Source organism: Mesopusillimonas faecipullorum (genome assembly GCF_020539505.1).
GTDB classification, from domain to species: Bacteria; Pseudomonadota; Gammaproteobacteria; order Burkholderiales; family Burkholderiaceae_B; genus Mesopusillimonas; species Mesopusillimonas faecipullorum.
In genome coordinates, this window is the sequence record NZ_JACDXW010000007.1 from 1 (window position 1) to 25,234 (window position 25,234).

Sequence of the window (25,234 nt, forward strand, 5' to 3'; positions counted from 1 at the left end):
TGCGGCGGCATCAGCTTCCTGACAACCTGTTCTTTGAACTCTGCGCTGTAACTAGGCACTGCTTCACTCCGTCCGCCCCCTCAAATATTCAAATCAACTGAGCGGACATCTATTGTGACTGAGGGGGACCTCAAGGGGAATAGCGCCTGGAATACGGCCTTGTGATTGCATCAAAGGGCTGCGGACATCCACCACGACCGGGCGGATGTCTGAGGCCAGCATGTCATGCAGTTCCTCTACGCTGACCTTATCCATGCGCAGCGCTTTTACGAAGCGATAGCGTTGCCACCACTTCTTGGCAATGAAGAGTGCAAGCACAATGGCCAGCAACAAAGCACCCACCATTCCCAGGCTGACCAATACCGCCAAGAGTTCGTCTACCGCCGTGCTAAAGAGTGACCCCAAGTAAACGGCAGAGCCTGCCCAGATGGCGGCGCCGATGCTGTCGAAAAGCAAGAAGCTGCGTCGCCGCGTACCTACGGCGCCGGCCAATACACTTGCGATGGAAGCAAAGCCAGGGATGAACTTGGCTACCATCAGGGATGGCGAGCCCCAGCGCAAGTAAAGAGACTCGGTCTGGCGTATGCAGGAATCGGGCGAGAGCGATATGCGGCAAAGCAGCGAAAGCAGCTTGGCGCCGTACCGCCTGCCGGCCAAATACCATAAGTAATCCGCAATCATGGCACCCAGCACGGCCACGCCTATCAAAGCAAGCGGGCCATAGCCGGCGGCCTCATGCAGCGCACCGGTTATTACCAGAATCGGGTAAGCCGGTATGGGGGCGCCTGCCTGTTCAATCAGCACGTTGAAGAACACGACCAGCAGGCCGTGCTCTTCGATAAGTTGAAGGATGGATTCCATCATGGCCGCAGCTCCTGCGCCCTCCCGGCAAACGGCAGCATGCGGGTCAAGATCGTGTCCTGCTTGATGAAGTGATGGTGCAGCGCGGCGCCTATATGGCCGACCAAGGCTACCACCAGCGTGTAGTTCAAGGTGACATGAACCTGTTTAAGAATGGCACCTAGTTCGGCGTTCTTGGCGACCAGATCGGGCAATGGCACGACGCCAAACCACACCACCGAAAAGCCCTGAGCAGAGCTCATCAGCCAACCGCTTACGGGAATGGCCAGCATCAGGAGGTAAAGCACCCAGTGCCCGGCGTGCGCAGCCAATCTGGCCATTGCCCCCATATGGGAGGGCAGTTGCGGTGCGGGGTGGCTCATACGCCAGGCCAAGCGTACGACAGCCAGCACCAGCAGGCTTATGCCTGCCCATTTATGCCAGGAAAATAGCTTCAGCTTATTCGGCGACAAGGGTAAATCCACCATGTAGAACCCCAGGGCGAAAGTACCGATCATGCCCAGCCCGACCAGCCAATGCAGAAAAATGGCGGTGGAGGTATAACGGGGGGCGGTGTTCATGTTCTCTCTCCGGAAGGCTGTGGGGCAGATGCGCTTCCAAGGGCGCTTGGTTATTCCATATAAGTCATTTTATTAAAAACAAAAATGAAGAAAAAGGTGTTTGTGATGCATAGTTTGTCCTATAAATAGGACAATGATTGCGGTTCTTGGCATAGGCCTAACAAAGGCAGCCGGCTAATTCGACACCAAAGGTTGATGCGGCATGGTGATGTGCTCGTACAGCGCTTCCAGATTGTCCGGCATGGCGTGAATAATGCCTTCGCCGGGTACGTCGACCTCGGCAATCATGAACAGCGACAGGGCAATCAGAATAGGGAAGGTGACAATCAAGAGATTGTTTCCCTTAACGTGCCGGGCGTTATAACCGATAAGGAAGTTGGTACACAGCGCAAACACGATCAGCATGATCCATGCCGGTAGTGGAATTTGCCGGCGCCAGCTAGACAGCGTTTTTTGCTGGGAGGCGTAAAGCTCGTCGCTGGCGTCAAGTAGGGAATCCAGCGCCATGCTGGGAGCACGTTTGGCCATATTGGTAAGCAGCATCCACATATGTGTTTGCAACTGAATAGACTGCATACGCAGCGGCAGGCGATCTTCGGGGCTGGTCGTATTGTAGAAACTGATGCGTATTTCTAAATACCTTTTAAGCAGGCTTTGGGCTTGGGCTTGTTGTGCCGGTTCAAGCAAGGCTGTGCGCTGGTAGACGTGACCGATGGCAAAGGCTTCATTCTCTTCTGCGTGCACGCGCTCGTTATAGCCCGAAATTGCAAAAGACAGCATGAAGCCTATCAGCAGCCCAAACAAAGACAAGGTGGCGCCCAGCACAATTTTAAGTTCGTCGTCGGCGACTTTGCCCTGCTTGTCGTGTCGACGGCGCATAAATTTGCCGAATAGCGCGATAGCGGCAAATGCTGCAGCGGCAACAGGTAAAAAAACCAGCGAATAAAAATTGATCTGGGCAGGCATACTAACTTTACGCTTCTTGAAACGGATTTTGATAGCTGCTTGCGGCGGATTGCTTGCTGCTATTCAAGCCTTGCCAAATAGCAGCAAGCGGTTGGCGGATAGTCTATCCGCCAACCGCTTGGATCACAATGGTGCGAGGTGCTTACTTGGGTGTTTTCAGCAAACGGCTGACTTCATCCAGAGCACTTTGATAGTCGCCCGTCATGGAAGGCGAAACGACATACTTGCCGTTAACGCCGAAGGTGGGCGTGCCGTCTATTTTGTACGCCTTAGTTAGCTCATTGGCGCGGTTGACCTTGGCCTGCACACCAAAAGAGTTGAAGGTAGATTCAAACTGAGCACGGTCTATACCTTGGTCGGCAGCCCAAGCAATGATGGACTTGGCGTCAAAGATGCGCTTGCGCTCGTCGTGTATGGTTTTGAAGACCTTGGGGTGTAGGTCGAGCCGATTCAGGCTTTCCAACGAGTAATACAGCTTTTGCAGATCGACCATGGAAGCGTTGAAGGCCACGGGGACAGCGCGAAAGACCACATTGTCAGGCAGGCTGGGACGCCATTTTTCGATAAGGGGCTCGATGGCAGCGCAGTGATTGCAGCTGTAGGCGAAGAATTCCAAGACTTCGGATTTTCCCGGGGTGTCGGAGGGCTGGGCGGGTTCAAGCACCAAATAACGAGGCTTGGCGGTTTGTGCCTGAGCAGGCATCAAAAACAGCAAGGACATGCAGCCCAGAACCAGGCTGGCAAACGTGCGGGAAAGCAAAGAGGCGTACGACATATGGCAATTCCTGTAGGCTAAGGCTTGGGTTCAGACCATTGATCGACCGGCAAGTTCAATACCGACCCCGAAAGATCAAGGGCGCACCACGGTGGATTCTATCTTGGCTTCGCTAAGTTGCACACGAGAGCGGTTCATTTCGTCTATGCCCTTAAACGGGCCGACGCGCACGCGGTACAACTGAGCGCCGCTGACTTGGGCGGTTTGCACCTGTACGGGCAGGCCCATCATCAGGATACGCCCGCGCATAGACTGCGCATCGGTTTCCGAGCGAAACGCACCTGCTTGCAAAAAATAGGTGGTGTTGGTTTGCGCGGAGGCCACCGTCTTGGGTTCAGCCGCAGGCTTTTGCGTTTGGGCTGCAGCCGGGGCTTGCGGCTGGGCTGGTGCTTGAGTAGAGGGCGACGCAGGCTTGGCGGGCGGGGGTGGGTCAGTCGATTGTGCGGCAGCCCCCAGCGTCGCCAGCAGTGCGCCGATGTCGTCCTGAGCCGGTGGGCTGGAGGGCGATGGCGTGGGAATGCCGGAGGGCAAGGGCGTGGGGGCGGTGGCCGTACCCTGGCTGGCTTGGCCGGCGGGGCCGGTCATGCCATACAAGCCCAGATTGGGATCCGGCGCTTCACGCACGTCGGGCAATAAGGTCTGCGCAGGCGCGCGACTGAACTTGTCCTTGAAAGGCATGGGCACTTGCGTGACAAAGTAGGCCACGGCAGCGGCGGCAGCCAGCCCAATGAGAAGGCCGGCCAGCACGCCAAACAGGGTGCTACCGCCTTTCGTTTTTGAGGAAGCCGGCTTACGCCGTTGCCTGCTAGTGGCCATGAGCTTTACATCCTTTCGGGCGCGGAAACGCCTAACTGTGCCAAACCGTTGGCCAGCACTTGTCGAGTGCCGTGAGCCAGACGCAAGCGAGCTTGCTTGAGGGCCTCGTCATCGACGCGTACCCGCTCTGCGTTATACCAAGCGTGGAAGTCAGCTGCGCATTCACGCAGCCAGAACGCTACTTGGTGGGGTGCCAGGTCGTTGGCGGCTTGCGTGAGCATAGCGGGATATTCGGCCAGTCGCTGTAAAAGCGCGATTTCGGTGGGCGCCTGCAATAGGGAAATATCGGCGGATTCCAGTGCTTGCTCGGGTACGCCGGCTTGGTTCAGCATAGAGCAGATGCGCGCATGTGCGTACTGAATGTAGTACACGGGGTTCTCGTCGCTTTTTGAAAGCGCGAGATCGACATCGAACACGAACTCGGAGTCGGCGCGGCGTTGGGCCAAAAAGAAGCGAACCGCGTCTTGCCCTACCCAATCGATGAGGTCGCGCATGGTGACATAGCTGCCAGCGCGTTTGGAGATCTTGACCTCGGCCCCGTCCCGCATCACCTTGACCATCTTGTGCAAGATGTACGAAGGGAATTCTTTGGGGATGCCCAGATTCAGTGCTTGCAAGCCTGCGCGCACCCGTGCGATGGTGCCGTGATGGTCGCTACCTTGGATATTAATGGCGTGATGGTAGCCGCGCTCCCATTTGGCCACGTGGTAGGCCACATCGGGCACGAAATAGGTATAGCCGCCTTCGCTCTTGCGCATGACGCGATCTTTGTCGTCGCCGGTGCCCAGTTCGGTGGTGCGCAGCCACAGCGCACCGCCGTCTTCGTAGGTGTGGCCGGAATCGACCAGCGCCTGAACCGTGCGTTCGACGCGACCGTCGGTGTATAGAGAGCTTTCGAGGTAGAAGTTGTCGAACTTCAGGCCGAAGGCCTGTAAGTCCAGATCTTGCTCACGGCGCAGATAGGCAACGGCAAAGCGGCGGATGTCGCTCAAGCTGTCTACATCGCCGGTAGCCGTGACGGACTCGCCATCGGCGGCCTGTACAGTGGCTTGCGCCTGGAAGTCGCGGGCGATATCCAGAATGTAGTCGCCCTTGTAGCCGTCTGCGGGAAACTCGGCGGCTTCGGGAGCAATACCGCGGGCACGCGCCTGTACGCTGATAGCCAGGTTGTCGATTTGGTTGCCGGCGTCGTTGTAATAGAACTCGCGCGTAACCTGCTTGCCTTGGCTGGCCAGCAACCGGCACAGAGAGTCGCCCAGCGCAGCCTGGCGCGCATGGCCCACGTGCAAAGGGCCGGTAGGGTTGGCCGATACGAATTCGACCAGTACTTTATCTGGCGAGGCCGGGCGGTGGCCAAAGTAGGCGCCTTCTTGCCAGATATGCGCCAATACGGCTTGGTGCACGGCAGCAGTAAGACGGATATTGATAAAGCCCGGCCCTGCGATTTCCGCGGAGGCGATCAGATCGGCGGCTTGAGGCTGAGCCAGCAGCGCTTGCACGATTTGTTCGGCCAACTCACGCGGGTTGCGTTTGGCGGCGCGAGCCAATTGCATGGCCACGTTGCAGGCGACATCGCCATGGCTGGCAACTTTGGGCCGTTCTAGTTGAATGTCGGGCGTGGCGCCTGGCACGACGGTTTCGACCGCGGCGGCCAGCAATTCGATGAGTGTTTTTTGTTGCCCAGGAAGCATAGGTAAGAGTCAGTATGCCTGGCGCGGGTTCCGGTTTCGAGCCGGATGCGGCACAGGCCGGCGAAAAGCCCGATTATCGCATGTCCCGCGCCCAGAGGGCAGGTAGTAAAAAGGATGCCATCGGCGTCCCTTAGGCCATTCATGGCATCGTCCATCCCAGCGTCTCTTGCAACCATTGCGTATAGCCTGCCATATCCACCTCACCAACAGCGCTTCCGTCCTTAGCACGCCAGTCTTCGAAACGTTGAATGAAGGCCTCGGTGCTTTGCCTATGCGGTGCCCCCAGGGCGTCCAAGGAGCCTTGCCGCCAAACCAACATGTCATGAAAGGCGTCGTCTACGCGCCGGTCGCCGTCGTATAGCCAACGCAGGCTACTGGGCCGGTCATCGTGCAAAATGGGGTCCGTGACTTGTTGGTCTGCCAAGGGCCCGGCCAGCCAATTTACGCCGGCCAAGCCGCCTTGCGCCAGCATCCAGTTCAGCGCCACATCTGATAAATCGCCTGAAGAAGCGGGGATATAAAGCCCGGTATAGGGGCCTTGACCGCCGCCCACATTGGCATGCCCGCCAACAAAAGGGACTTCGATAATATTGTTGTTGCTTGAGCCGGATGTAGACGTCAAAGGAAACCAGCTGCGGTATTCATGCAAGGCGACGGCATGCGCCACGCGTGTCCAGGCAGGGTTGATGGAAAAATCAAACGCCCGATTCAGCGAACCGTGCAATCCCAGTTGGGCAACGGTATCGAACAAGCCCATAAAACGCAGGTCTACGCATGCCTGCAACAAACCCTGACCTGGGATGGCATAGCTGAACCAGCCATTTTGGGTATGTTGGGCCACCATATTGCCAAAGTGGCGTGCCAGCGCGGCCCCGCGTGAATAGCCGATGACGTCGATAGGAAGCGTCACCCCGGCAGGCGCAAGACGCAGTGCGTCAAGAAACTGTTGCCACTGAGTCGTGACGATGCCGAATGCGGAATAAGCACCGATGGCGTCCAAGTCTACATAATAGGGATTGCTGGGGCCCGCGTGATAGTGCACCAAGCCATCGGCATAGCGCTGGCTCATTTTCCAGACATTCGCGCGATTCAAAGCGTCTTGCCGAGTGCCGTCAAAGGCAAACAGCAGCAGGCCTGTCGGGTCGATATGGCGTTGAGGTTGCTGGTGGGCATAGCCCAGGGCTTGCTGGCCCGGAACGGGGCCCATGGGGTCGGGTTCCAGATAGGCGCCCATGGCAGGCGAATAGGTGCGCAGAAGGTTGTCGTGCCATCCGGTAAAGGGGTCGGCAATCTGGCCCGGTAAACGCAGGGCCAGATCCAAGTCTCCCCATTTGTGGGTTAGCTCTCCGGTGGGCGAATAGTGGGCCAGCCAGCGCACCCGCCGCTGTGGGTCAGTGACCATGCGGGGGGTTCCCAAAGGGTCTACGTGTACCGCGTAAAGCCGTCCTTCGGGTGACTGTGCGTCATAGTCAATCAGGCCAATCAAGGCTTGCCCTGCGTACAGATAGCGTCGGCTAATGTGCCGAGCGGTCAAAGAAGGGCCGCCTGGTTCAGCGCCAGGTGTTTGCGTGCGAATCTCGGCGGCTAGACGCTGCCCAACGTACAGGTATTGCGTAGCCTGTGAGCCCTGCTGTGCACTGATTCGGTAACCGTGAGCATTGTGGCTGTACTGGGCAACACGGCCTTCGTTGTCGACCAACTGTACTAATCTACCCGACGGCCCGTAGCGTAAATGATGTTTGCCTACATGTAGTGGCAGGCCGGCGGCGTTGCGCCTGATTCGGGGTATGAAGCTGACGCCGCTCGAGGGTCTGGCAGCAGCCAAGCCACCGTCGGCGTGCCAGGCATACCATGCCTCCTGGTTTGTAGCGGCGGGCGTATGCGTCGTGCTTGTCAGCGTGGGCAGGGAAAGATCAGCGGGCACGGGTGGCAGAATCACGGGTGCTGCGCGTACCAATCTGGAGGCCTGGTCATGATGAAAGCGCCACCCTTGGCCGACGGTATTTTGCCCATGCCAATCGGCCATGTGCGTGATGTGTCCGTGCGCATCGTGGCTGCGCAAGTGCACCCACAGGGGTTCACTGCCGTTTCTTACACTTAATGTCAGAACGCCGTCATGCCTGTTGGTCTGCGTGTAAAGGCCATTCCCGTGCCAGTACGCTGTCGATGCTTGCGCGCTGCTCACGACACGATGTCGTTGCCCCTGCTTGTCTTCCCATTCCAAGCTGGCAAGGCGTCTATCGGAAAGCCAGCGGTAATGAAGCGAACCGCCTTCCGGCAGATGATGCACAGCTAAGCGACCGTTAGCGTCGTACTCAAATCGTTCTTCATAATGCAGGGTCAGTTGGCCAGACTCGGGCAATGAGGGACGAGCAATTTGCCTGGTGGCAAGTCGACCTTGTTCGTCATGGGTAAGGGTTTCGCTTTCTGCGGGATGTTCCACCCTGACGATCTGATCGTTATGCCAGTGCAAACGCGTGCGCTCACGCTGTGCTTTTTGAGCGACCTCTATGCCTATCAATCTGTGCAGAGCGTCGTAATCGTATCGCCAGCGCCGGCCATCGGCAGCTTCGGCGCTGGCAAGCCCTCCTTGAGGGGTATAACGCAGTGATACTCTGCTAGTCAGCGGACTGTGCCAATGCGAGCGTCTGCCGGCGGCATCGTAATGAATGACAAGCCCTGGCCATCCTTCCGGCGCACTCGGGTTTCCTTCTCCTAGTGTCAGAATGGCGCCGGACAAAGCATGGCGATCGGGGGTGTTGGACGCAAGCAAACTTAAACGTCGTCCTCCTGCCGAGAGTATCTGCGTTTGCCTGTCATTTTTGGAATGCAAAGAGCCCGAATAACTGATCGATAGGCCGCCCATACCTGGGTCGGCTGGCGCTTGCCAGACCTTGACGACGCGGCCCAAGGCATCGTAGTGCCAGGTGCGTAGACGGATTGCATCACGGCTAGGTGGATGGGTTTCAGAGATGCCGGTCGGCAGCCAATGATTTCCACTTTGCCGTTCAGGCTCATACAGATAGCGGCGTTCTCTGCCTTCTGGACCGCTTGCTGAAATCAGGCGTAAGCCGTGTCCCGCCCCCGCCGCTTCGTATTCGTAGCGCCACACGCCCAGAGGCGTGTCCATCCGGGTCAAATAGGCCTGCCCTTCTTCCACCCTATAGTGCATGCGGATTTCCTGGCCGGTGTCATCACGCAGCTGAGTGATCAGGCCGTGCAACAAGCCCGCCTCGTGACGCTTGATGTGCAGCTTGCCGGGGCGGGGAATGGGGGATTGCAAGGCGATCAGGCGGCCTTGTGCATCGAAATCCAGGCGTTGCCCATTGGGCCAGTGCCAAGTCCACCCTTGTTCATGCCGCCTAAGACTACCCCTGGCGTTGGTCGTTTCGATGCCCGCTTTAGGAAACGGAAAACTCACGCGGCTCCCGTCGGCCTGCACGATCTGTACTTGCTTGCCGACACTGTGCAGGCGGGAATCAAAGCTCAGCGTCCATCCGCGGCCCAAGACCCCGTGTCTGGGGTCCAGGCTGTTGTAGTGGCGTGCCACCGTCAGTAAAGGGTTTGATGGCAGCGGCGGGACATCTTGCTCAAAAAGATACTTATTGCCAGTCAGTAAATGGATAGGGTTGCCCAGCCCCAGATTCATTTCGGGGACGAGCGCGCCTTGGCTGGCCACATCGCCCTGGGCACAGGGGTTACCCATCAGGCTGGGGCCGCAGGTTTGTGCTGCGGCATGGTGGCCGCTTGCCCATAGCAGGTAAACCATGATGACGACAGCCCAAATCGATGCCGGCGAGCAGGCCAGCTTCCTGGGTGGCCACGAGCTAATCGTTGGGAGCAAGCAAGGGGAGCGAGGCGATGGCGGAATCGGCATGGGAGCGCAGGAAAGCCGGTGAAACTTAAGGTCTTTTATCTTGCTCCGTACCCACCGGGCTGGGTTAAGCTAGTGAATGTAAATATCCATGGGGACATACCGCAGCTGGCCCCGTGGTTTTCATTTAAGGAGTCACGCCATGCTGATAGTTTTTCGATCCAAGGCCGCCGGCGACATCTTGATGCTTTCGCAGCACGCATTGCCGGTATTGCAAGCGGTGGGCAAGGTATCAGGCGATCAAGTGCCCGAGCGCGGCATCTTCACGCATGCACAGCTTCAAAAAGCCATCGACGACCTAGAGCACGCCATTGGCTTAAGCGAAGACCCCGCTGAACCTACCGAGAAAGAGCTCGAGCGCCAACCCGATTTGGCCCACCCCATGCGCAAACCCGTGGGCTTCCGCCAACGCGCTTTTCCTTTGCTTGAAATGCTGCGTGCAGCGCTTAAGCAAGGGCACGATGTGATGTGGGAACCCGCCCCTGCCTGGTAGATGCGACTGAATCGGCCGTAGTAAAAAGCAGAAAGGGGAGCCAAAGAAATTTGGCCCCCCTTTCTGCTTTGTATGCCGGCTTATGGCCGGCATTCAACAAACATCACACAAATATCAAACCGCGACGGCAGTGGTGTTTTGGCTACCTGCGCCATGATGCATGGCGTGACGATTCAAGGCGCCCAGAATGGCCTGGAACGAAGCGGTAACGATGTCGGCGTTGATGCCCACGCCAAAACCAGTGGGGGCGTCGCCAACGCGGATTTCCACATAGCTGGCGGCGCGGGTGTCGGTGCCCGTACCGATGGCATGCTCGTGGTAATCCATGATGCGCACCTCTTGGTTCAAGGCATTGACGAAGGCAGAGATCGCCCCGTCGCCTTGGCCGGTCAAGTGCACATCTTTACCGTTGTGGCGTACGTCTACTTCGATGACGAACTGCTCACCGCTCTTGGCATTAGGCTGCCCCGTGATGCGGTGGCGCACCAACTGCCACGGGCCGTCCAACTGCAGGTACTCCTGATTGAAAAGGTCGTAGACATCTTCGGCGGTGACTTCTTTGCCTGTTTCGTCGGTAACGCGCTGAATGGCGCGGCTGAACTCGATCTGCAGACGGCGGGGCAATACCAAGCCGTGCTCTTGTTCGAGCAGATACGACACGCCACCCTTGCCTGATTGGCTGTTGACGCGAATTACGGCGTCATAGCTGCGGCCAAGATCGGCGGGATCGATAGGCAAGTAAGGCACTTCCCAGATCGCGTCCGCTTGTTGAACGGCAAAACCCTTCTTGATCGCGTCTTGGTGCGAGCCCGAGAATGCGGTAAAGACGAGGTCGCCCGCATAGGGGTGACGCGGATGTACCGGCAACTGGTTGCAGTACTCGGCACAGCGGCGTACTTCGTCGATGTCGGAGAAGTCGAGGCCGGGATGTATACCCTGGGTATAAAGATTGAGCGCCAAGGTGACCAAGTCTACGTTACCGGTACGCTCGCCGCTGCCGAACAGACAGCCTTCGATACGATCGGCGCCTGCCATCACGGCGAACTCGGCAGCTGCAACCGCCGTGCCGCGATCGTTATGTGGGTGCACACTAAGCACGATACGATCGCGATGCTTAAGGTTCTTGTGCATCCATTCGATCTGATCCGCATACAGATTGGGGGTTGTGGCTTCGATGGTGGCGGGGAGGTTCAAGATAATCTTGGCCTCGGGCGTAGGCTGCCAAGCTTCGACCACCGCATTGCACACGTCCAGGGCCACCTCGGGCTCGGTGGTGCTGAACACTTCGGGCGAGTACTCATAACGCCAGAAGGTTTCGGGATGCTGGGAGGTGTAGTGCTTGACGAACTTGGTGCCGCTGACGGCCAGGTCGCGCACGCCGTCAGGGTCCATATTGAAAACAATTTTGCGGAAGGCGGGGGCGCAAGCGTTGTACAAGTGCACGATGGCGTTTTTGGCGCCGGCTGCGGCTTCGACGGTGCGAGCAATGAGATCTTCGCGCGATTGAGTCAATACGATGATGGTCACGTCATCGGGAATGCGTTTTTCGTCGACCAATTTGCGAACGAAGTCGAAATCGGTCTGTGAAGCCGATGGAAAACCCACTTCGATTTCTTTGAAGCCGATTTTGATGAGTTGCTGGAAAAAGCGCAGCTTGCGTTCGACGCTCATGGGTTCGATCAGCGCTTGGTTACCATCGCGCAGGTCGGTGCTCATCCAAATGGGGGGATGAGTGATACGTTTGCTGGGCCATGTGCGTTCGGAAAAATCACGCTCGAAAGCGACGAACGGACGATATTTCTTGGAGGGATCGGAAATCATGATGCACCTGTACGGGGATAGACGGAATGTTCCTTTTGGGAGCCATCGCTAACCACACCCTGGGGCGGTGGATAGTGCAAAACTGCAACGGGGATGACTACAAGACTGGCGTGGCGGACACAGGTTGCCGAACTGCCACAGGGCACTAGGCTCGGCAACCGAGCGATAGCAGCAGGGATAGTGCCAGGGCGGCACGCGAGCGGGAAGTAGAGGTGACGGCCGCATGCATACCGGCAGGGCTGCCAGCGTATGTATCGCGAAAAGAGGTGATAAAGGCCGTGTTCATACCCTACAGTCGAACACATTTTTTGTTGCAATGCAAGTAACTAGGCGCAGAATGTGTGGCGCGAGCAACAGCCTAGGGGCGAACAATATGAGGGGCGGGAGCTGCGATATCGATGGGGGCGGCCAGCGCTTGGGCATGGGTGTTGGCCAAATGAATCTTGCCCGAACGGCCCGACCGCAATTCTTGAATGGTGCGCTGCAAAATGCCCACGGTAACGGGGTGGCGGCGATCTTCCCAGGCCCAAGCAAGCACTTCGCGGGCTTCCGGAGACAACTGACGGGTCAGTTGGGTGAAGTCATCGGCATTGACGATGCGGTGTTTGGCGCTTTGATGACTAGCGCAGGCATATCGGTAAAGTATGCTGAGCACGGCCAGCGCGATAACAATGGCCAAGCCCCACCAAAATAAAGGCATGTATTGTTTTGCCAATTCGGTGGCTTGAGCGCTGAAGCCCCCCAAGGCTGCGTAATCCAAACCTTTGCCGAAAGATAATAAGCTGCCAAGCAGGTGGTAGGCAACCATGGCCACCACAATAATCACCACCGCGCAGATAATTTTAGAGGTGGCGGTCAGGCGCAACACAAGCCCGCGTAAGGCGGAGAGGCTGCTTGCGGACGTGGCATCTTTAGGGGTGGGGCGCATGGTGAAATAAATGAGTGCGTGAGGTGGCCCGATTTTACCCGAAGCGTGTGACGTGAAGGCTTAAGCTATCAGAGCACCCCTAGACAGGGGAGAGGCAGGATAAGCCTATGAATCGTAAGAATTAGGGGTAAACCCTTAGCGTAAATTTGCCATAAATGCGTAGAAAAGGCTTGCGCTCACTTCGGGAATGGATGATAATTGTTCTCATGTTTATTTGTGTATGTAATGCCATCACCGAGCGCCAGGTACAAGCCGCTGTAGCGGCAGGGGCGTCGACCATGGCCGATTTGCAAGGCGAATTGGGTGTGGCGACCAACTGCGGCTGCTGCATGGATACCGCACTCGAATACTTGCCAGGCGGTCGCTATGCCACCGCATCGCTTAGTGTCGTGTCGATTTCCGCTTTGTCTACCGAGGTAAACGAAATCACCGAGATCGAGATCGCCGAGGCTGCTGCCAACGACGAATCCGTTCAGGTGGGTGTCATGCGGGTACGCTCAGTGGCACGGCGCGCTTAAGGCAGTCATACCGGGTAGTGCTGTGCACGCAACAAAGAAACAATTTGTTTCAAAAAGAATTCGGCCCGCAAAGGGCCGTTTTGCTGTCTGCTTTTTCCAATAAAACTTTTAAAAACACGCTTTTGACTGGGGCACAGAGGCGGCCAAGCTGCGCCGCAAGTGCCATTCGGCCACTTCACAGTTGAAGCGGATGCGACAAGCAGACTCATTCTTATTTAGCTAAATCATTGTATTTATTGGGTTTTGTTCTCCCTTGGCGGGTGCCAAAGATATCGCCACATGGTAGTCTATCCATGTTTCGCGGTTGGGGGCGCTTGGCTCCGTAGCCGCTGTGGTTATTTGTACAGGAGAGCAATCATGAAGGGCGACCCTACCGTCATTCGTCATCTGAACGCGCAGCTTAAAAACGAACTCACGGCCATCAACCAATATTTTCTTCATGCTCGCATGCTGAACCACTGGGGCCTGAATAAGCTCGGCAAAAAAGAATATGAAGAGTCCATCGGCGAGATGAAGCATGCTGACCGCCTGATAGAGCGTATTTTCATGCTGGACGGCTTGCCCAATCTGCAAGACCTGCACAAGCTGATGATAGGCGAGGACGTGCCTGAACTGCTCTCCTGTGACCTCAAGCTCGAGCAAGTTGCGCAAGAAACCGTCAAGGAAGGCATTGCCTATTGCGAGTCGGTGCGCGATTACGTGTCTCGTGATTTGCTCCAAGACATTCTGGACGATACCGAAGAGCACATCGATTATCTGGAAACCCAATTGGGCTTGGTCGATCAGGTGGGTCTGCAAAACTACCTGCAATCGCAGATGGCGGTCGAAGACTAAATTTCTTGCTGTGGGCGCTTAAGGTGCCCGGTATACAACAAGGGCCGGCCCGTTTATCGGGTGCCGGCCCTTGTTGTATGAAGTCGCCCGTTTTGAGTGCCGCTAACGGATGCGCAACTTTAGAAATTGCGGGCGGGGCAGTCTTCTATCAGACCCCAGGCGTTGTTGGCGCCACAATATTGATTACGCGCCGCCCAGAGGCAACTGGGACGGTCGAAGAAGCTGGAAGCCTGGCAGGCGTTGAGTGCCCGTTGCAGGTCGGCTTGCCAGGCCTGCGAAGTGGAGCCTGTGGAGGGCGCTTGCTGTTGAATAGACGTTACGCCAGGTACCTCGATGGGCTGCAAGGGCACGTTGCCGCCTCTGAGCGCACCGAGCAAGTCGCCGACGTCGGCAATACCCGCCAAGCCGCCTTCGCCCTGGCCTGCCAACTGCTGCGCTTGATAAAGCGAAATTGAGGTGGTGGCCGTAGCAATCAGGGGATTGTTCAGGGTTTCGTTGAGGGCTTCGGGGTTGATTTCCCAAGTGATGGGAGCAAGCGTCTCGGGTACTGCCAGCCTGCCGTTAAGCAGGGGCTGGGGCGGTTGAGCGGTGTAAGGGCGCCCGTCGGCATCCAGCACCTGGGTAGGCGCAGAGGCCGCCGCTACCTGGGTTTCGGCATTGATAAGCGGCCCGTGCGCCACCAGCCAGTCTCCCAGGCGCAAGCCTAGCCACGCCGAGAAACCGGCTGCGGCTATCAGGGTGACGAGTATCAAGCGCCAAGACATACTTATCCTTGTGGCTGGGAAACGGGTTACTAGTATAGAACGACGTGCCTGCCTTTAGCGTTCAGGTGTCAAAGACTTGCCCGCCATGCTCGCGCATGGCATGAAAGCGTATGGCCGGATAAAGCTCTTGCACCACACGCAATTGGGCGGAGGAGGTCGCAAGAAAGGCGGGGGCTTCTACCACGTCGTAGGCAATGTTGGCGGCATTGGCATCGGTGAACTTGCGCAAGGCCTTGGGGTCGTCGCAAGTGAACCAGCGCGCCAAGGTGTAGCGCGAAGGCATCATGCGAGCGTCCACACCGTATTCGGTCTTCAGACGTTGTGCAACCACCTCGAACTGCAGCTGGCCGATGGCACCCAACAGCAGCGCGCCACCTGCGGCTTCGGGCCGGAAAACCTGAATCGCGCCTTCCTCGCCCAATTGGGTCAGACCGGTACGCAGTTGCTTGATGCGTAAAGGATCTTTGACTTCGACAGCTTGGAACAGTTCTGGGGCAAAGAAAGGCAGGCCGGTGAAATGCAGGCTTTCGCCTTCGGTCAGCACGTCGCCCAAATGCAAGACCCCGTGGTTGGGAATACCGATGATGTCGCCGGCATAGGCTTCCTCGACGATATCGCGGCGTTGGGAAAGAAAAGACACGACGTTATTGGGCCGGATCTCTTTGCCGGTGCGCACCACTTTTAGCCGCATGCCGCGCTCGAAATGACCTGAGGCCACGCGTATGAAGGCCACGCGGTCGCGGTGGGCTGGGTCCATATTGGCCTGAATCTTGAACACCACACCGCTGAACTTGGGCTCCTCGGGCTGCACTTCGCGTTCGAGCGCCGTTCGGGGGCCGGGAGGGGGTGCAAAGTCAACCAGGGCATCCAGGACTTCCTGTACACCAAAATTGTTGATGGCCGAGCCAAAGAAGACCGGTGTTTGTTTGCCCAGCAGAAAAGCCTGGTGATCGAACGGCGGGGCTGCGGCCTCCATCAGCTCGACTTCGTCTTGCGCCTTGGCATAGGCATCGCCGAAGCGTTGGTTCAGCTCGGGGGCTTTCAGATCGGTGAGTATCTCGTCGTCACCCGCACGACGCTCTTGGCCGGACTGGAACACGCGCATGTGTTGCTTGCGTAAATCCAGCACGCCACCGAAATGCCGGCCCATGCCTACAGGCCAGGCCAATGGCACGGTATCCATACCCAGATGCGACTCGATTTCGGAGAGCAGCTCCAGCGGCTCTTGGACTTCGCGGTCGAACTTGTTGACGAAGGTGATGATGGGCGTGTTGCGCGCCCGGCATACCTGCAGCAGCCGTATGGTTTGAGGCTCTACGCCGTTGGCGGCGTCCAGCACCATCAGAGCGGCGTCCACGGCTGTCAGCACCCGGTAAGTATCTTCCGAGAAGTCTTGGTGACCCGGGGTATCGAGCAGGTTGATGACGCAATCGCGGTATTCCATCTGCATCACCGACGAGGCCACCGAGATGCCGCGTTGCTTTTCTATTTCCATCCAGTCCGACGAGGCGTGCCGGCTCGCTTTGCGGGCCTTCACGCTGCCGGCAATCTGGATGGCGCCTGCGAACAGCAGCAGCTTTTCGGTTAGCGTGGTCTTACCCGCGTCGGGGTGAGAAATAATGGCAAAAGTGCGGCGTCGTTTGACTTCCGTGGCGATGCTCATGGCTGGCGGCGGGGGAGGTTAGTGGGTCTCGGAACGGGTGGAGGGGCGGCGGCTGCGCTCGGGGGGACGCGTGCTGTTGCGAGCTGGGCCGGCGGCGCCTTGGGGACGGCGATTACGACCGTCGCCACGGGGTGCGGCGGTTGCGGATGCAGGACGGCGTCCGTCGCGGCGCGGGGGGCGTGGAGGACGGTCATCGACTTCGGGTGCGCTGCGGCTAGGGTCGGGTGTCCAACCCTCAATAATACTGCGCGGTATGCGTTGCTTGATCAGACGCTCGATCGCAGCCAGGTACTTGGCTTCAGTGTTGTCCACCAAAGACAAGGCAGAACCCTCGCTGCCGGCGCGTCCGGTGCGACCGATGCGGTGCACGTAGTCTTCCGGCACGTTGGGCAGTTCGAAGTTCACCACGTGGGGAAGCTGGTCGATGTCCAGGCCGCGCGCCGCGATGTCGGTGGCAACCAGCACACTGAGCTTGCCGGTCTTGAAGCCATCCAGCGCACGGGTGCGGGCAGCCTGGCTTTTGTTGCCATGGATGGCGGCGGCAGCCAAACCATCTTTGACCAGTTTTTCGGCAAGGCGGTTAGCGCCGTGCTTGGTACGAGTGAACACCAACACCTGATGCCAGCCGCTTTCGCGAATGATGTAGCTGAGCAAATCGCGCTTGTGCACTTGCTCGGTCATGACCACGGTTTGGCTGACGAGTTCTGAGGTGGTGTTGCGAGCAGCCACGGAGACTTCAACGGGGTCGTGCAAGACGCCTTGAGCCAGCCCGCGAATTTCATCCGAGAACGTTGCGGAGAACAGCAGGTTTTGCCGCACTTTGGGCAGCAATACCAGAATGCGGCGAATATCGCGGATGAAGCCCATGTCCAGCATGCGGTCGGCTTCGTCCAATACCAGGATCTCGACAGCGGACAGATCCAGTGTCTTTTGCTGCACGTGATCGAGCAGGCGGCCAGGTGTAGCCACGAGGATGTCTACGGGCTTGCGCAGGGCCTGGATTTGCGGGTTGATATTCACACCGCCAAACATCACCAGCGAGCGCAGCGAGGTGTGCTTGCCATAGGTGCGCACGGATTCTTCGACCTGGGCGGCCAATTCGCGCGTGGGCGTCAGAATCAGGCAGCGCGGCTGGCCGGGCTTGGATTTTGTGGATGGGTTCTGCAGCAGACGGTGCAAGATGGGCAGCGTAAAGCCGGCGGTTTTGCCAGTGCCAGTCTGGGCGGCGGCAAGCACGTCGCCGCCTTTCATGACATGAGGGATCGCCTGGGCTTGAATCGGGGTGGGGCTTTCGTAGCCGGTTTCGGAAATGGCGCGCAGCAAGGGCTGTGCCAGGCCTAAGTCGGCAAACTTAATAGGGGTGTTCAACATGCAACTCCAGCGACAGCCTATCGCTCGAGTCGAGAGATACCAATCTAGGCGGACGAATGGGAAGTAAAGAGGAGGCCAGGTAAGGCCAAGTGACAGGCCTGGCTAGTGTCTTGAGTTGCGAGACACTAGGCCCGTGCGCAGCACGGTGATTGGTTCGTCGTGCTTGGGCGCAATTGTACTCGATTACCGCATCTGCCTATGTGCGCCGACGCAGAACGTCTTAAATATTGGAAAATGGCAAGGCAAGCTGTTTTAATGGTGGCGTTTAGCCCCCAATTCTTTAAGCGATACTCAAGATGAAGAGACTGTTCATGCTGTTGATGGCGCCGGTGCTGGCGGTGCTGCTTTCCGGCTGCGGCTATAACGAAATTCAGCGATTGGACGAACAGGTGAAGGCCGCCTGGTCGCAAGCCCTTAATCAATACGAGCGGCGGGCCGACCTGGTGCCCAAGCTGGTGGCTTCTGTGAATGCCTATATGGTCAACGAGCGCTCTATCATGACCGAAGTGGCCGAGGCGCGTGCGCAGGTAGGTAGCATCCGCATTACGGCTGACGACCTCAACGACCCTGAGCTCATGGCGCGCTTTGAGCAGGCGCAGGGGCGGCTTTCATCGGCCTTGTCACGTCTGTTGGCGGTCTCCGAGAACTACCCGCAACTGAAAAGCGATACCTTGGTACGCGACCTGATGACGCAGTTGGAAGGCACTGAAAACCGCATAGCTACCGAGCGTGGCCGCTATGTGCAAGCCGTGCAGGCTTATAACCAAACCATACGACAGTTCCCCACGCTGATCACCGCCAAGATTTTCGGCTACGACACCATGGCGAATTATGGCGTCGAGCGCCAGACCGAGATCATGCGCAATCCCGACGTCAAATTCGACTTGCCCGCCGGCGCTGCCGCGCAGCAATAAGAGGCGTAGACATGGGTGCGCTAAGCTTGGGGCATGCGCGGGTGCCCAGGTTGGCCTGGCTGCTGGGTGCATGGCTATGTTGTCTGGCGGCCTGGTGGCCGGTGTGGGCGCAGCAGGCTGCTATTCCCGCGCTGCAAGAGCGCGTAACAGACACCACAGGTACGCTGGATACCACTACGGTAAACCGCTTAACGCAAGCGCTGGCTGCCCTTGAGCAAGAAAAAGGGGCCCAGATCGCGGTCCTCATGGTGCCTACCACCCAAGGCGAAGCGATAGAAGGCTATGCGCAGCGCGCCTTCGAGCAGTGGAAGCTGGGGCGTAAAGGGGTGGACGATGGCATTCTTTTCGTCATCGCCAAAGACGACCGGCGCTTGCGTATCGAGGTGGGTTATGGCCTGGAGGGCGCAGTGACAGACTTGCAGGCGGGCCGCATCATTCGCGAACAGGTGGCGCCCCATTTCCAGCAGGGCGATTTTGCGGGCGGTGTGGTGTCCGGGGTAGACAGCTTGATCAAGCTGGTAGAAGGCGAAGCACTGCCCGAGCCTTCCGCTTCAGTCGCCGATGAAGCATCATCCGGCTCGTTTCTCTTGACTCTTATTGAATGGCTGGCGCCTCTGGCCATTGCCGTCGTGGCCTTACCGCCGTTGTGGGCCGCGGCGGGTACGGCGCTGGCGCTGTATTGGCTTACCGGCGGCAGTGTGGTCGCGGCTGCCGTGGGAGCCATGGTGGCCTTTCTGCTTAGTTTGGCGGGGCGCTCGGCGGGCTCGGGGCCGCGCGGCGGCTCTTCCAGCGTGTCGCGCCGTGGCGGCGTCATCGGAGGTGGGCTGGGCTCTTCCCGTGCTGGCTGGGGGCATGGCCGTGGCGGTGGCGGTTTCGGGGGTGGGGGCTTCGGTGGCGGTGGCGGCCGCAGCGGAGGCGGCGGTGCCTCGGGTGGTTGGTAGAGAGGGGCTTATGTATCACAATCGATTCGGCTGGAAGCACCTGGCAGGACTGAGCACTTTCGAGGGCAGGCGTTTGCGTCGCAAACATTTTCCGCAAGTGGTATTGGATGAGTTGGCTGCCACGATTGCTCATAGCGAGCAGCATCATGCCGGCGAGCTGATGTTGGCGATAGAAGCGGTGGCTCCGGCGCACGAACCCGATACGCGCCAGCGAGCCCTGGAAGTTTTCGGCAGGCTGGGCGTGTGGGACACCCCTTTGAATACCGGCGTACTGCTTTACCTGGCCCTAGATCGCCACCACATAGAGCTTATTGCGGATCGCGGGGTGGGCGCCCCCGATGCCGAGTGGCAAACCATTTGCACTCAGCTGCGTAAAGACTTGGCAGCTGGGCGCTATCGCGAGGGGATTCGGGCAGCGATTGAGGCGATAGAGGCGGTGTGCAGGCAGTATTGCCCGGCGGCGTTAAGCGCACAAAACCATTTGCCGGACCAGCCCATCATGCTGTAATGCCGGCCATGGCTTTAGGCGCTGGAAGGGGCTGCCTCTTGCACCATGGGTGGCAGCCTGAGCAGCCAATGGCGCACCAAGGCCTCACCGGCCTGTTCTAAAGATAGCTGTACGCCCTGGCTGGCCAGATCAGTCGTATGCAAACCCTGATAACCGCAAGGGTTGATACCTAAAAATGGCTGTAGATCCATGCTGACGTTTAGTGCAACACCATGGTAGGCGCGCCCGTTGCTGACCTTGATACCCAGCGCGGCGATTTTCGCCATGGGCTGGCCATCCAGGCTTAAACCGTTGCCAGGCGCAGCCGCCTGGCTGGTCATCTCAAGCGTGTAAGGAACGTACACGCCTGGTGCGCCGGCCAGCCGACTCGCCTCGGGCAAACCTAGCTCTTGCAGCAAGCCGATGACGGCGTCTTCCAGCAAGGCTACGTATTCTTTGACGAACAAGCCTCGGCGACGCAGGTCGATGAGGCCGTAAGCGACGACCTGCCCTGGACCATGATAGGTAACCTGACCGCCCCGGTCACTGCGCACCAGGGGAATATCGCCGGGGGCGAGCACGTGTTCGGGCTTGCCCGCCTGGCCCAGCGTGTAGACAGGCGTGTGCTCGACCAGCCATATTTCATCGGGTGTGTCGGTGTCTCGTGTCTGCGTGAACTGGCGCATGGCCAGCAATACTTCTTCGTAAGGTGCGGGGCGAGCCAGCCAGCGTACAAGGGGTAGCATCAAAGCACGATGGAAACCATGGGGTGGCTATGCAGGGCGCGATACAAATTATCCAGTTGCTCGCGTGAGGTGGCCGTGACGGTGAAAGTCAGGCCCACATAATTACCCTTGCTGCTGGGGCGTACCTCGACAGTGACCGGATCGAACTCCGGATCAAACTCCAGCACCACCGCCGTCAGGGTAGGGGTAAGTTCAGGATGGGACTTTCCCATGACCTTGATGGGGAATTGGCTGGGGTATTCGATTAACGAGTCTTCGGGGGGAATGACCGGTGGCTGGTTCATCATGGGGTCTCCTTAGCCCACTAGGGCATCGTAGGCGGTGCGCAGCTTTGCGTAAACAGGACCGGGGCGGCCATTACCGACGATGTGGCTGTCAAGGCGCACGATGGGCAAGACTTCTTTGGTCGCGGCAGTCAGTAAAAGCTCGTCGGCTTGTTCGACTTCGGCGCGGCTGATAGCGCGTGCTTGATAAGGTACACCGGATTGCATTGCCAGCTCTTCGAGCAAGCGATAGCGTATGCCTTCCAGAATGAGATGGTCGTTGGGTGGCGTGAGCAAGGTGCCGTCTTTGACCACCCAGATATTGCATGACGAACCTTCCGTCAGCATACCGTCGCGGAACTGAATGGCCTCGTCTACACCCGCTTCAATGGCTTGTTGCTTGGCCAGCACATTGCCCAGCAAAGACACCGATTTGATATTGCACAGTTGCCAACGAATGTCGGGGATGGCGATGGCGCTTAAACCCTCGGTACGCTGGCGCTCTGAAGGGCGCTGAAAGGGGTTGATCATCCCGAATACGGTGGGCTGGACTTGCTTGGGAAAAGCGTGGTCGCGTTTGGCCGGCCCGCGTGTGATCTGTAGGTAGACCATGCTGTGGCTATACGAAACGTGGCTAAGCAAACCCTGCACCAGCTCTTTCCATTGGGCGCGGCTGTAACCGGGTTGCAGCGAGATGGCCGCCAGGCTGCGTTCGAGGCGATCCAGGTGCTCTTCCATGCGGAAAGGCTGGCCGTTATAAATGGGGATGACTTCGTAAATGCCATCGCCAAAGATGAAGCCACGGTCCAGTACTGAAACTTGCGCTTGTGAAATAGGCAAGTACTGCCCGTTTAAATAAACGATGGCATTAGGGTCGACGTCGGGAATCATGAAAGAAGGCGGTTTGAGTCGGTCGGGGGATAGCGTCAGTTGAACATGCGCATGACTTTATCCGTCATGCGGCTGAAAAAACCGGCTTGGGGCACGTCTTGCATGATGGTCAGCGGTGCTTGACGCAACACTTGCCCGTCCAGCATCAGCGTTACGGTGCCTACTTCAGTATCTTTGGCCAGCGGGGCAATCAGCGGCTGACGATACTGAGCAACAGGCTGGATCTGCTCGGCCTTGCCGCGCGGCACAGTGACCCACACAGACTTGGGCTGGCTCAGATCCACTTGGGGCTGGGTACCTTCCCAGACGCGGGCTTGTACAGCCGGCTTGGTTTCGTCGAACAGTTTCACCGTGTCGAAGTTCTGGAAGCTCCAGTTAAGCAGCTTCAGGCTGCTTTCGGCACGAGCCGCTTCACTGTCGGCTCCCACCAGTACGGAAATCACACGACGCCCATCACGCAAGGCCGTGGAAATCAAGCAATAGCCCGCTGATGAGGTGTGCCCGGTCTTCAGACCATCGACGGTGTCATCCAACCACAACAAGCGATTGCGATTGGGCTGCTTGATCTTGTTGTAGGTGTATTCCTTGGTGTTGTAGTAGTGCAGTGATTCTGGAAAGTCGCGGATCAGGTTGCGCGACAGCAGCGCCAGGTCGCGAACCGTGGTGTAGTGCTCGGCGTCGGGCAGACCCGAGGCATTGGTGAAGTGGGTTTGCGTCAGGCCCTGACGTTGGGCTTGCTCGTTCATGAGCGCCACAAAAGCGTCTTCGCTGCCGGCCACGGCCTCTGCCAGGGCGACGGTGGCGTCGTTGCCAGACTGCACAATCATGCCGTACAGCAAGTCGTCGACGGACACTTGCGTGTTGACGTTGATAAACATGCGCGAGCCGCCGGTTTTCCAGGCTTTTTCGGAAACCAGGACCGGGTCGCTCAGGTTAAGACGTTTTTGCTTGAGGGCATCGAAGACCACATAGGCCGCCATGACCTTGGTCAGAGAAGCGGGCTCTACGCGGGTATCGGGCAACTGGGCGGCGATGATCTGTTCGCTGTTGGCATCCAGGGTGAGCCATGCGCGGCCATTGACTGCGGGTGCCGGAATGGAGGACAAGGCGCTAACGGACTCTACGACCGAGGTGGCCGCTGCCGGTGCCTCTGCGGGCGCAGGCGCGCTTGTGGTGTCTGCCCACGAAGGCTGGGCGAGAAAGCTGACCGCCAGCGCCAGACCAGCCAGTCGGAATGCGGCACGGGGGGCGGAGGATGAGCGGGAAGAAGGGCGCATAGAGGACATGAAGACAGTAACGATGGCGATGAGTGACAAAGTTGATGGAACCTTAGGACAGACCGACCGGCAGGTGTTTGGTTCAGTCAGGCATTATAGGCAGCGCTTAAGGGAAGGCCGCCTGCAAGCGCAACTGAACGATGTGACGTAGCGCGATAAGTTTGCCATGAAAGAAATGAGAGGCATCGGGAATGACCACGATGGGCAAAGACGCGCTGCGTGCGTAAGCCATGGCTTCGTCCAGAGGCACGACGTCGTCCGACTCTCCATGCACCAGCAAGGTGTCGTCGGGCACGGTGACGATCTGCCCTTCATCTATGAAGCGTGACACGGCGGCCCCCGCCAAAGCCAGCATGCGTGGCCTATCTTCGGGTGCCAAGGCGCTGTATACCCGAGCGGCCACCGCCGTACCAAAAGAGAAGCCGCCCATGGCCCAAGGCAGACGGGCGAGTTCGGGATAGCGCTCACGAAACTGCTCCAGCACCGCCAGCATATCTTGCGTTTCGCCGCGAGCATGATCGAACTCGCCGGCAGAGTGGCCGATGCCGCGAAAATTGGGTCTGAGCGTGGCCAAGCCCTGTTGTTGGCAAGCCTTGGCCAATGTCGTAACGACTTTGTTGTCGCGGGTGCCCCCATGCAAAGGATGAGGGTGAAGAATCAAGGCCCAGCCGCGCGGGTGGGCGGTGGGGATGTCAAGTATGCAGTCAACAATGCCGGCCTTGCCGGTGAACTGGACGGATGTGCTGGATGCGGACATGGCGAACGGATGGGAGTCTAAGAAATTCAAAGCTGCGCGACGTTGCCTAAGCAACTGTGTTGAACATTGTAGTCCTGCGTGAACTTCATCCCTGCCGTTTCACTACAATGCCTGATGATTGCTCCTTATTGACCGTCTTGCTCTCTTCCATGTCTGTCTCTGCCCCTTTCCTGCCGACGCCCGATGAATTGACCCAGGGGTTGCGCGGAGCCTTGCCCGGCTTCCAACAGACGGATTGGGTGGCGCGCACCGTGTCTACCAATGCAGAGCTTTTGGCGCGAGCACGCCAAGTTAGCGTGCCAGCTCGACCCTGGTTATTGGGGGCACACTTGCAAGAGGCGGGGCGCGGTCGTGCCGGCCGCACATGGCAGCACCGCGAGGGTGCCAATCTTATGTTTTCCTGTGCCTTCGACGTTTTCATGCCTTCCAGGCTGCTACCGGCGCTATCCCCGCTTGCCGGCGTAGCGGCTTGCGAAGGTTTGCGTCAGTGGCTAAACCCGGCCTTGCGCGAGCATTTGGTCATGAAGTGGCCGAATGATTTGCAATGGCGTATGGGCAAGCTGGCGGGTATTTTGGTAGAGGCCACTCGGGCCGGTGCGGCAAAGGGTAGCGATGATCATTACATCGTCATCATGGGAATCGGCTTGAACCTGGACGATGCGCGCTCACTCAGTCAAGCGCTGGATCGACGCGTGGCCGATTGGCGCGAGGTCGTCGGCGAGGACGCCGATGCCGCGTCCGTCTCGGTGCAAGAGCTGGTGGTCAGCATTGCACGCGCTTGGCAAAGCTCTCTGCAGCGCGTCGTGCGCGATGGCTTGGGTGATCTGCCGCAGCGTCATGCCGTAGTCGATGCCCTGGTGGGGCAAGTCGTCGACATCATCGAGTCCGACCGCGTGATACAAAGTGGCATTGCTTGCGGGGTGGACGAGTACGGTCGCCTGCTCTTGCGTACGCCCTCAGCAGTGCAGCCTGTCACGGTTGGCGAAGTGTCGGCACGCACGCACACGCCGCTCTAGAACACAT

The 25,234-nt window shown here is 58.4% G+C and carries 25 protein-coding genes; 8 read left to right on the forward strand and 17 right to left on the reverse strand.

What is annotated here, in order from left to right:
* Positions 1-93: 93 nt before the first annotated feature.
* The 7 genes from H0484_RS12790 to H0484_RS12820 all read right to left on the reverse strand — a co-directional run bounded on the left by H0484_RS12790 (position 94) and on the right by H0484_RS12820 (position 9,438).
* Entirely contained in the window at positions 94-864 is a 771-nt protein-coding gene (locus H0484_RS12790) for a VTT domain-containing protein (RefSeq protein ID WP_315859973.1), read from the reverse strand.
* Entirely contained in the window at positions 861-1,421 is a 561-nt protein-coding gene (locus H0484_RS12795) for a cytochrome b (protein ID WP_226955033.1), read from the reverse strand. Before H0484_RS12795 ends, H0484_RS12790 begins: the two co-directional genes overlap by 4 nt.
* 174 nt (positions 1,422-1,595) lie before the next feature.
* A complete protein-coding gene (locus H0484_RS12800; protein WP_226955034.1) occupies positions 1,596-2,387 on the reverse strand; it encodes a bestrophin-like domain in 792 nt (263 codons plus the stop codon).
* 142 nt (positions 2,388-2,529) lie between these two features.
* On the reverse strand, positions 2,530-3,162 hold the full coding sequence (locus H0484_RS12805) for a thiol:disulfide interchange protein DsbA/DsbL (protein ID WP_226955035.1): 633 nt from the start codon (positions 3,160-3,162) through the stop codon (positions 2,530-2,532).
* Between the two features lie 75 nt (positions 3,163-3,237).
* Complete coding sequence (locus H0484_RS12810; RefSeq protein ID WP_226955036.1) at positions 3,238-3,978, reverse strand: SPOR domain-containing protein; 741 nt, start codon at positions 3,976-3,978, stop codon at positions 3,238-3,240.
* 5 nt (positions 3,979-3,983) lie between these two features.
* Complete coding sequence (gene argS / locus H0484_RS12815; RefSeq protein ID WP_226955037.1) at positions 3,984-5,669, reverse strand: arginine--tRNA ligase; 1,686 nt, start codon at positions 5,667-5,669, stop codon at positions 3,984-3,986.
* A gap of 139 nt (positions 5,670-5,808) precedes the next feature.
* Entirely contained in the window at positions 5,809-9,438 is a 3,630-nt protein-coding gene (locus H0484_RS12820; RefSeq protein ID WP_226955038.1) for a phospholipase effector Tle1 domain-containing protein, read from the reverse strand.
* Here H0484_RS12820 and H0484_RS15195 point away from each other — a divergent pair.
* Together H0484_RS15195 and H0484_RS12825 are read left to right on the forward strand one after the other, a co-directional pair.
* Positions 9,437-9,568, forward strand: coding sequence for a hypothetical protein (locus H0484_RS15195; protein WP_255645102.1), 132 nt, complete (start codon positions 9,437-9,439; stop codon positions 9,566-9,568). The two genes, H0484_RS12820 and H0484_RS15195, sit on opposite strands and share 2 nt — an antisense overlap.
* A gap of 117 nt (positions 9,569-9,685) precedes the next feature.
* Complete coding sequence (locus tag H0484_RS12825; RefSeq protein WP_226955039.1) at positions 9,686-10,036, forward strand: DUF1840 domain-containing protein; 351 nt, start codon at positions 9,686-9,688, stop codon at positions 10,034-10,036.
* Between the two features lie 114 nt (positions 10,037-10,150).
* On the opposite strand, the gene leuA is transcribed toward H0484_RS12825, so the two are convergent.
* Both leuA and H0484_RS12835 read right to left on the reverse strand, forming a co-directional pair.
* Positions 10,151-11,857: a 2-isopropylmalate synthase gene (gene leuA, locus H0484_RS12830; protein ID WP_255645105.1), complete on the reverse strand. Its 1,707-nt coding sequence runs from the start codon at positions 11,855-11,857 to the stop codon at positions 10,151-10,153.
* 358 nt (positions 11,858-12,215) lie between these two features.
* Entirely contained in the window at positions 12,216-12,785 is a 570-nt protein-coding gene (locus H0484_RS12835) for a hypothetical protein (protein WP_226955040.1), read from the reverse strand.
* Between the two features lie 206 nt (positions 12,786-12,991).
* Here H0484_RS12835 and H0484_RS12840 point away from each other — a divergent pair, with 206 nt between their 5' ends.
* Both H0484_RS12840 and bfr read left to right on the forward strand, forming a co-directional pair.
* Positions 12,992-13,303, forward strand: a complete 312-nt coding sequence (locus H0484_RS12840) for a (2Fe-2S)-binding protein (RefSeq protein ID WP_226955041.1) — start codon at positions 12,992-12,994, stop codon at positions 13,301-13,303.
* A 357-nt stretch (positions 13,304-13,660) separates the two neighbouring features.
* Positions 13,661-14,137 carry a bacterioferritin gene (bfr, locus tag H0484_RS12845; RefSeq protein ID WP_226955042.1) on the forward strand — a complete coding sequence of 159 codons (477 nt, stop codon included), beginning with the start codon at positions 13,661-13,663 and terminating at the stop codon, positions 14,135-14,137.
* Between the two features lie 119 nt (positions 14,138-14,256).
* Here the strand turns inward: bfr and H0484_RS12850 are convergent, their stop codons facing one another.
* The 3 genes from H0484_RS12850 to H0484_RS12860 all read right to left on the reverse strand — a co-directional run bounded on the left by H0484_RS12850 (position 14,257) and on the right by H0484_RS12860 (position 17,935).
* Positions 14,257-14,901 carry a hypothetical protein gene (locus H0484_RS12850; RefSeq protein ID WP_226955043.1) on the reverse strand — a complete coding sequence of 215 codons (645 nt, stop codon included), beginning with the start codon at positions 14,899-14,901 and terminating at the stop codon, positions 14,257-14,259.
* Positions 14,902-14,962: 61 nt separating this feature from the next.
* Entirely contained in the window at positions 14,963-16,564 is a 1,602-nt protein-coding gene (locus tag H0484_RS12855; protein WP_226955044.1) for a peptide chain release factor 3, read from the reverse strand.
* 18 nt (positions 16,565-16,582) lie between these two features.
* On the reverse strand, positions 16,583-17,935 hold the full coding sequence (locus H0484_RS12860; RefSeq protein WP_226955045.1) for a DEAD/DEAH box helicase: 1,353 nt from the start codon (positions 17,933-17,935) through the stop codon (positions 16,583-16,585).
* A gap of 296 nt (positions 17,936-18,231) precedes the next feature.
* Here H0484_RS12860 and H0484_RS12865 point away from each other — a divergent pair, with 296 nt between their 5' ends.
* From H0484_RS12865 to H0484_RS12875, 3 genes are read left to right on the forward strand one after another with little or no spacing between them, the layout of a single operon-like run.
* On the forward strand, positions 18,232-18,849 hold the full coding sequence (locus tag H0484_RS12865; RefSeq protein WP_226955046.1) for a LemA family protein: 618 nt from the start codon (positions 18,232-18,234) through the stop codon (positions 18,847-18,849).
* A gap of 11 nt (positions 18,850-18,860) precedes the next feature.
* Positions 18,861-19,790, forward strand: a complete 930-nt coding sequence (locus tag H0484_RS12870) for a TPM domain-containing protein (RefSeq protein WP_226955047.1) — start codon at positions 18,861-18,863, stop codon at positions 19,788-19,790.
* A 10-nt stretch (positions 19,791-19,800) separates the two neighbouring features.
* Positions 19,801-20,298: a TPM domain-containing protein gene (locus H0484_RS12875; protein WP_226955048.1), complete on the forward strand. Its 498-nt coding sequence runs from the start codon at positions 19,801-19,803 to the stop codon at positions 20,296-20,298.
* 14 nt (positions 20,299-20,312) lie between these two features.
* On the opposite strand, the gene lipB is transcribed toward H0484_RS12875, so the two are convergent.
* The 5 genes from lipB to H0484_RS12900 form a co-directional block, all read right to left on the reverse strand.
* Positions 20,313-21,023 carry a lipoyl(octanoyl) transferase LipB gene (lipB, locus tag H0484_RS12880; RefSeq protein ID WP_226955049.1) on the reverse strand — a complete coding sequence of 237 codons (711 nt, stop codon included), beginning with the start codon at positions 21,021-21,023 and terminating at the stop codon, positions 20,313-20,315.
* The gene (locus tag H0484_RS12885) at positions 21,023-21,310 is read right to left on the reverse strand and encodes a DUF493 family protein (protein ID WP_226955050.1); all 288 of its coding nucleotides are present in this window, start codon (positions 21,308-21,310) and stop codon (positions 21,023-21,025) included. The genes lipB and H0484_RS12885 overlap by 1 nt, the downstream gene beginning before the upstream one ends.
* A gap of 9 nt (positions 21,311-21,319) precedes the next feature.
* On the reverse strand, positions 21,320-22,177 hold the full coding sequence (locus H0484_RS12890) for a D-amino acid aminotransferase (RefSeq protein ID WP_226955051.1): 858 nt from the start codon (positions 22,175-22,177) through the stop codon (positions 21,320-21,322).
* A 35-nt stretch (positions 22,178-22,212) separates the two neighbouring features.
* Positions 22,213-23,454, reverse strand: a complete 1,242-nt coding sequence (locus H0484_RS12895) for a D-alanyl-D-alanine carboxypeptidase family protein (protein WP_226955157.1) — start codon at positions 23,452-23,454, stop codon at positions 22,213-22,215.
* A 106-nt stretch (positions 23,455-23,560) separates the two neighbouring features.
* Positions 23,561-24,211, reverse strand: a complete 651-nt coding sequence (locus H0484_RS12900; protein ID WP_226955052.1) for an alpha/beta hydrolase — start codon at positions 24,209-24,211, stop codon at positions 23,561-23,563.
* Positions 24,212-24,360: 149 nt separating this feature from the next.
* Here H0484_RS12900 and H0484_RS12905 point away from each other — a divergent pair, with 149 nt between their 5' ends.
* Positions 24,361-25,227: a biotin--[acetyl-CoA-carboxylase] ligase gene (locus H0484_RS12905; protein ID WP_226955053.1), complete on the forward strand. Its 867-nt coding sequence runs from the start codon at positions 24,361-24,363 to the stop codon at positions 25,225-25,227.
* Positions 25,228-25,234 lie beyond the last annotated feature (7 nt).